At 68.4% G+C, this 6,872-nt stretch carries 6 protein-coding genes; all 6 read right to left on the bottom strand.

Translation table 11 applies throughout. From position 1 onward, the window contains the following. Positions 1 to 702, bottom strand: a 702-nt coding sequence (locus ACFXOA_RS07170) for an ABC transporter ATP-binding protein (protein ID WP_385023489.1), incomplete at its 3' end; no start/stop codon positions are given. A 13-nt stretch (positions 703 to 715) separates the two neighbouring features. Then, entirely contained in the window at positions 716 to 1,708 is a 993-nt protein-coding gene (locus ACFXOA_RS07165; protein WP_385023487.1) for an ABC transporter permease, read from the bottom strand. Continuing rightward, positions 1,701 to 2,624 carry an ABC transporter permease gene (locus ACFXOA_RS07160; protein ID WP_385023485.1) on the bottom strand — a complete coding sequence of 308 codons (924 nt, stop codon included), beginning with the start codon at positions 2,622 to 2,624 and terminating at the stop codon, positions 1,701 to 1,703. The genes ACFXOA_RS07165 and ACFXOA_RS07160 overlap by 8 nt, the downstream gene beginning before the upstream one ends. Before the next feature lie 265 nt (positions 2,625 to 2,889). Next, the gene (locus ACFXOA_RS07155) at positions 2,890 to 4,521 is read right to left on the bottom strand and encodes an ABC transporter substrate-binding protein (RefSeq protein WP_385023483.1); all 1,632 of its coding nucleotides are present in this window, start codon (positions 4,519 to 4,521) and stop codon (positions 2,890 to 2,892) included. 154 nt (positions 4,522 to 4,675) lie between these two features. Next, positions 4,676 to 5,818 (bottom strand): ABC transporter ATP-binding protein, encoded by a 1,143-nt coding sequence (locus ACFXOA_RS07150; RefSeq protein ID WP_385023481.1) that lies wholly within the window; start codon positions 5,816 to 5,818, stop codon positions 4,676 to 4,678. Then, positions 5,811 to 6,869, bottom strand: coding sequence for an ABC transporter ATP-binding protein (locus ACFXOA_RS07145; RefSeq protein WP_385023479.1), 1,059 nt, complete (start codon positions 6,867 to 6,869; stop codon positions 5,811 to 5,813). The genes ACFXOA_RS07150 and ACFXOA_RS07145 overlap by 8 nt, the downstream gene beginning before the upstream one ends. Positions 6,870 to 6,872 lie beyond the last annotated feature (3 nt).

Genomic DNA, 6,872 nt, shown 5'->3' with positions numbered 1-6,872 from the left:
CTCGACGATCCGGCCCGCGTACATCACGGCGATCTTGTCCGCGACGTCGGCGACGACACCGAGGTCGTGGGTGATCAGGATCAGGCCCATGTTGAGCTCGCGCTGGAGCTCCGCCAGCAGGTCCATGACCTGGGCCTGGACCGTCACGTCCAGAGCCGTGGTGGGCTCGTCCGCGATGATCAGGTCCGGCTCCAGGGCCAGCGCCATCGCGATCATGATGCGCTGGCGCATACCGCCGGAGAACTGGTGCGGGAAGTCACCGACCCGCTGCCGGGCGGCCGGGATGCGGACCCGGTCCATCAGCTCGACGGCCTTCGCCTTGGCGTCGCCCCGCGACATCCCCCGGTGCACGACGAACATCTCGCCGAGCTGCTGCCCGACGCTGAGCACGGGATTGAGCGAGGAGAGGGCGTCCTGGAAGATCATGGCCATCTCCTGGCCACGGATCCTGCGGCGCTCCTCGGACTTGAGCTTCAGCAGGTCGCGGTCCTTGAAGAGGATCTCTCCCCCGCTGATCCGTCCCGGCGGCATGTCCAGGATGCCCATGATCGCCTGCGCGGTCACGGACTTGCCCGAACCGGACTCGCCGAGCACCGCGAGCGTCTCGCCCGCGGCGACGCTGTAGTTCACCCCGTTGACGGCCTTGGCCACTCCCTCCCTGGTGTGGAACTCCACGTGCAGATCGCGCACTTCGAGCAACATGGCGGCCAACTCCTCAGCGCAGCTTGGGGTCGAGGGCGTCGCGCACCGCGTCGCCGAGCATGATGAACGCGAGCACCGTGACGGCCAGTGCCCCGGCCGGCCAGAGCAGCATGTGCGGTGCGTTGCGGACGTACGGGGACGCGGCGGAGATGTCGATGCCCCAGGAGACGGCCGGCGGCTTGAGGCCCACCCCGAGGTAGGAGAGGGTCGCCTCCAGCGAGATGTAGGTGCCGAGCGCGATCGTCGCGACGACGATGACGGGGGCGACGGCGTTGGGGGTGATGTGGCGCAGCATCATGCGGGAGTTGGATGCGCCCAGCGCCCGGGCCGCCTGGACGTAGTCGTTCTGTTTGGCGGTGATGACGGACCCGCGGGCGATACGGGCGATCTGGGGCCAGCCCAGCAGCACGATGAAGCCGATCACCGGCCAGATGGTGGAGCTGGTGACGACGGACAGGAAGACCAGACCGCCGAGCACCACGGGGATGCCGAAGAAGATGTCGGTGATGCGGGAGAGCACCGCGTCCCAGGTGCCGCCGAAGAAGCCCGCGAGTCCGCCGAGCAGGCCGCCCAGGAGCGAGACGCCGAGGGTGGACAGGACGCCGACGGCCACGGAGGTCCGCGCCCCGTAGACGGTCCGGGTGTAGACGTCGCAGCCCTGCCCGTCGAAGCCGAAGGGGTGGCCCGGCTGGGATCCCTCCTGCGCCTTGGCCAGGTCGCAGTCCAGCGGGTCCTGGTCCGCGATGAGCGATGGCCAGATCGAGATGATCACCAGGAAGAGGATGACGAGCGCGGAGATGATGAAGACGGGGTTGCGGCGCAGGTCGCGCCAGGCGTCGGACCACAGGCTGCGGGGCTTGCCGGAGGGCCCGGTGCCCTGGGGGCCGCCGGGCGTCTTCTCCAGTGTGGCGCCCTCCTCCACCGCGAGGTCCATGGCGCCGCCCGCGCCGGCCCCGGAGATGGCCCCACTGCCGCTCGCGTCGTCCCACGGCTTCTGCTCAGGCATAGCGGATCCTCGGGTCGAGTACGGCGTACAGAAGGTCGACGATCAGGTTCGCGGCGAGGAAGACGAGGACCAGGACGGTGACGAACCCGACGACGGTCTGGGAGTTCTGGCGGAGGATGCCCTGGTAGAGCTGGTAGCCGACGCCGTGGATGTTGAAGATCCGCTCGGTGACGATCGCTCCGCCCATCAGGGCCCCCACGTCGGTGCCGATGAAGGTGACGACGGGGATGAGGGAGTTGCGCAGCAGATGGCGTACGACGACCCGGCGGCGCGGCAGCCCCTTGGCCACCGCGGTGCGGACGTAGTCGGCGCGGGCGTTCTCGGCGATCGAGGTGCGGGTGAGCCGGGTGACGTAGGCGAGGGACACGGAGGCGAGGACGAGCCCGGGCACGATCAGTTCGTCGATGGGCGCCTCGGAGGAGACGGACGGCTTGATGATGCCCCACTCGACGCCGAGGAGGAGCTGCAGCAGGAGTCCGGTGACGAACGTCGGTACGGAGATGACGACCAGCGTCAGGATCAGCACCGTGGTGTCGACGGGCCGGCCGCGGCGCAGGCCGGTGACGACGCCGAGGGTGATCCCGATGACGATCTCGAAGACGATCGCGACGATGGTGAGCCTGATGGTGATGGGGAAGGCCGTCGCCATCAGCTCGGTGACCTTCTGGCCGTTGAACGCGGTCCCGAAGTCGCCGGTGAAGACGTTGCCCATGTACGTCAGGTACTGCTGCCACACGGGCTTGTCGAGGCCGAACTCGCTGCGCAGCTGGGCGGCGGTCGCCGGGTCGCACTGGCGGTCGCCGCAGAGGCCCGCGATGGGGTCGCCCATCACGTTCACCATGAGGAAGATCAGCAGCGTGGTGCCGAAGAAGACGGGGATCATCTGCAGCAGCCGCCGGATCACATAACGTCCCATGAGGGGCTCCGGGGGTCTAGGGGTGTCCTGTCGGTCGTGCCGGATCAGGGGCGGGTCCGGTGCCCCGCGTCGCGGGGACGCAGGAGCCGGGCGGCGCGGGGCGCCCTGGGCCCTTCCCGGTCGAGCGGAACCGGGAGCGGAGGCGCGGCACCGGGGCAGGCGGCCCCCGCAGAGCACCCCTCTGGCGGGCGGGGCGGGCGGGCGGAGGGACCGGAAGGCCGGGTGGCCGGTGCGTGTACGGCACCGGCCACCCGGCCTCAGCGGGTCACTTGACCTTGATCTGGTCGTACACCGGGACGCTGAAGGGGTTCAGCGAGACGTTCTCGACCCGGTCCGAGTAGCCCGCGCTGCCGTTCTGGTACCAGAGCGGGATGACCGGCATCTGCTCGACGAGGACCTTCTCCGCGTCCTGGAAGGTGCTGACGGCCTTCGCCTTGTCGTTCTCCGCGTTGGCCTCGTCCACCAGGTCGTCGAACTTCTGGTTGCTCCACTTCCCGTCGTTGGAAGGGGCGTTGGTGTAGTAGAGCGGCTGGAGGAAGTTCTGGATCAGCGGGTAGTCCATCTGCCATCCGGCGCGCCAGGCGCCGGTCAGCTTCTGGGTGGAGACCTGGCTGCGGAAGTCCGCGAAGGTGCCGACGGGCCCGCCGACGCACGCCTTGTTGTTCCCCATGACGTTGTTGATGCTGTTGCAGACCGCGTCGACCCACTCCTTGTGGGAACCGGTGTCGGCGTTGTACGAGATCTTCAGCTGGCCGCCGGGGATGCCGCCGCCCTCCTCGATCAGCTTCTTGGCCTCCGCCTTGTTGTAGACACAGGCGGGCCCGCACAGGCCCTTCTTGAAGCCGCCCTCCGCGCCGAGGACGGGTGAGGTCCAGTCGGACGCGGGGGTACGGGTCTGCTGGAAGATCTGGTCGGTGATCTGCGGCCGGTTGATCGCCATCGACAGCCCCTGGCGGACCTTGACCGCGTCGGGGGTGTCCCAGGCCTTGTCGTAGAAGGGGAAGGCGAGGGTCTGGATGATGCCGGCGGGGGTGTTGATGTAGCGGTCACCCAGGTCCGCCTGGACGTTCTTGAGCTGTGAGGCGGGCACGTCGTCCACGAGGTCGAGGTTGCCGGCCGTCAGGTCGGTGTAGGCGGTGTTGTTGTCGGTGTAGACCTTGAGGTCGATCCCGCCGTTCTGCGCCTTGTCCGCGCCGGGGTAGTCGTCCCACCTGCGCAGGTTCATCGAGGAGCCCTTGGCGTAGCTCTCGATGGTGTACGGGCCGTTCCCGATCGGCTTGGAGAGCCAGGCGTCGTGGTTGTCGTAGAAGGCCTTGGGCAGCGGTACGAAGGCCGCGTAGCCGAGGGTGTCGGGCCAGAGCGAGAACTTCTGGGACAGCTTGACCGTGAAGGTCGTGTCGTCGACGACCTTCAGGCCGGACAGCGTGTCGGCGGAGGCGGAGCCCGACTCGGGGTGGACCTTGTCGTAGCCGTCGATGTACTGGAAGAAGTAGGCGTTCTTCTGGTTGTTCTTGAGCGCGGCGCCGTAGTTCCAGGCGTCCACGAAGGACTTCGCGGTGATCTTCTCACCGTTGCTGAAGGTCCAGTCGTCCTTGATCGTGACCGTGAAGTTCTGCGAGTCCGACGAGTCGATCTTCTCGGCGATCTCGTTCTGGGCCTCGCCGGTCTTGGGGTCGTAGCGCACGAGGCCCCGGAAGACCATGTCGAGGACCTTGCCGCCCTGGACCTCGTTGGTGTTCGCCGGCTCCAGCGGATTCTGCGGGTCCCCCCAGGAGGAGCTCACGATCCCGTCGGCGCCACCGCCCCCGCCACTGTCCCCGCCGCCGCCGCAGGCCGTCGCGGCCAGGGTCACGGCGACGGCGCATGCGGCCCACCTGGCCTGTGTGGCTCCGCGCATCGAGTGCCTCCTAGGGTTCCCTTGAGTGGCTCAATGCCTCATATCACCCCATATGACACCCCGTCGCATGTCTTCCTCCGCCGTACGGGCCACGGGAACACGAGGACGCCCGGCCCCCTCACGGGTGCCGGGCGTCCTCCATGCCGGTCAGGTGCTACGCCGCGTGGACGACGTCCTTCTCCTCGGCGAAGTGGCACGCCGACTCGTGCGCGGCGGGCGTGTCCGAGGCCTTGAAGCGCTCGGGGATCGCCAGCAGCGGCACCTCGGTGGCGCACTTGTCCTGGGCCTTCCAGCACCGGGTGCGGAAGCGGCAGCCCGACGGCGGGTTCGCCGGCGACGGGACGTCCCCGGCGAGGATGATCCGCTCGCGGCCCTCACGGGCGTCCGGGTCCGGCACCGGGACCGCCGACAGCAGCGCCTGGGTGTAGGGGTGCGTCGGGTGGTCGTAGATCTGCGTGTCCGTACCGATCTCGGCCATCTTGCCGAGGTACATGACGCCGACCCGGTCGGAGATGTGCCGGACGATCGACAGGTCGTGCGCGATGAAGAGGTAGGAGAGGTTGAACTCGTCCTGCAGCTTCTCCATCAGGTTGATGACCTGCGCCTGCACCGACACGTCGAGCGCGGAGACCGGCTCGTCGCAGATGATGATCTCCGGGTTGAGCGCGAGGCCGCGGGCGATCCCGATGCGCTGGCGCTGGCCGCCGGAGAACTGGTGCGGGTACCGGTTGATGTACTCCGGGTTGAGCCCGACGACGTCCAGGAGGTCCTGCACCTTGCGGCGCCGCTCGCCCTTGGGCGCGACCTCGGGGTGGATGTCGAAGGTCTCCCCGATGATGTCGCCGACCGTCATGCGCGGGTTCAGCGAGGTGTACGGGTCCTGGAAGACCATCTGGATGTTGCGGCGCACGGCCTTCAGCGCCCGGCCGGACAGCTTGGTGATGTCCTGGCCCTTGTAGAAGACCTCGCCGGCGGTGGCCCGCTCCAGGGTCATCAGGAGCTTGGCGACGGTGGACTTGCCACAGCCGGACTCGCCCACGATGCCGAGGGTCTCGCCCTGGTAGAGGTCGAACGAGATCCCGTCCACGGCCTTGACCGCGCCGACCTGCTTCTTGAAGAGGATGCCCTGGGTCAGCGGGAAGTGCTTGACCAGGTTGCGCACCTGCAGGATCGGCTCACCGCGCGACACCGGGACGTCGAGGGCCGCGACGGCCTCCGTCTCGCTTGCCGCGTCGACGGTCGCCACTTCGGTGACGTTCGGGGTGGCGTCCACGGTCTCCTTGTCGAGCTCAGCCATGGATCGTCTCCTTCCAGAAGTGGCAGGCGCTGCCGCGGCCGGCCAGCTCGGTGCCGTCCTGCTCGGTCACCGGGCGCAGCGCCGGGATCTCGGTACGGCAGATGTCCTGCGCCATCGTGCAGCGCGGGTTGAAGGCGCAGCCGGAGGGCACGTGCAGCAGGTTGGGCGGCAGGCCCTTGATCGCGTAGAGCTCCTGGCCCTTCTGGTCCAGGCGCGGGATCGACTCCAGCAGGCCCTTGGTGTAGGGGTGCGCGGGGCGCTTGTAGATCTCGTGGACCGGAGCGGTCTCGACGATCCGGCCCGCGTACATCACGGCGATCTTGTCCGCGACGTCGGCGACGACACCGAGGTCGTGGGTGATCAGGATCAGGCCCATGTTGAAGTCGCGCTGGAGCTCCGCGAGCAGGTCCATGACCTGGGCCTGGACCGTCACGTCCAGCGCCGTGGTGGGCTCGTCCGCGATGATCAGGTCGGGCTCCAGGGCCAGCGCCATGGCGATCATGATGCGCTGGCGCATACCGCCGGAGAACTGGTGCGGGTAGTCGTTGACCCGCTCCTTGGCCGCCGGGATGCGCACGCGGTCCATCAGCTCGATGGCCTTGGCCTTGGCCTCCTTCTTGGAGAGGCCCTGGTGCACGCGGAACATCTCGGCGAGCTGGTAGCCCACGGAGAGGACCGGGTTGAGCGAGGAGAGCGCGTCCTGGAAGATCATCGCGATCTTCTGGCCGCGGATCTTCCGGCGCTCCTCGTTGGACATCTTGAGCATGTCCTGGCCGCGGAAGAAGATCTCGCCCTTGGGGATGCGGCCCGGGGGCATGTCCAGGATGCCCATGATCGCCTGCGCGGTCACGGACTTGCCGGAGCCGGACTCGCCGAGCACGGCGAGGGTCTCGCCCGCGCTGACGCTGTAGTTGACGCCGTTGACGGCCTTGGCCACGCCGTCGCGGGTGTGGAACTCCACGTGCAGGTCGCGGACCTCGAGCAGCGGGCCGCTCTCGTCGCCGGACCCGCGCGGAGCGGGGACTGCCGCCGTCTTGTCGATGGTGGTCATGTA

The sequence above is a fragment of the Streptomyces sp. NPDC059166 genome (genome assembly GCF_042755185.1).
Classification (GTDB): Bacteria; Actinomycetota; Actinomycetes; order Streptomycetales; family Streptomycetaceae; genus Streptomyces.
The sequence above is the reverse complement of the archived record's forward strand: the minus strand, read 5'-3'. Positions and strand labels throughout refer to the sequence as shown.

Bases quoted from the DNA above. Each gene is read 5' to 3' on its own strand.
- ACFXOA_RS07165 (WP_385023487.1), bottom strand. From the start codon at position 1,708: ATGCCTGAGCAGAAGCCGTGGGACGACGCGAGCGGCAGTGGGGCCATC.
- ACFXOA_RS07160 (WP_385023485.1), bottom strand. From the start codon at position 2,624: ATGGGACGTTATGTGATCCGGCGGCTGCTGCAGATGATCCCCGTCTTC.
- ACFXOA_RS07155 (WP_385023483.1), bottom strand. From the start codon at position 4,521: ATGCGCGGAGCCACACAGGCCAGGTGGGCCGCATGCGCCGTCGCCGTG.
- ACFXOA_RS07150 (WP_385023481.1), bottom strand. From the start codon at position 5,818: ATGGCTGAGCTCGACAAGGAGACCGTGGACGCCACCCCGAACGTCACC.
- ACFXOA_RS07145 (WP_385023479.1), bottom strand. From the start codon at position 6,869: ATGACCACCATCGACAAGACGGCGGCAGTCCCCGCTCCGCGCGGGTCC.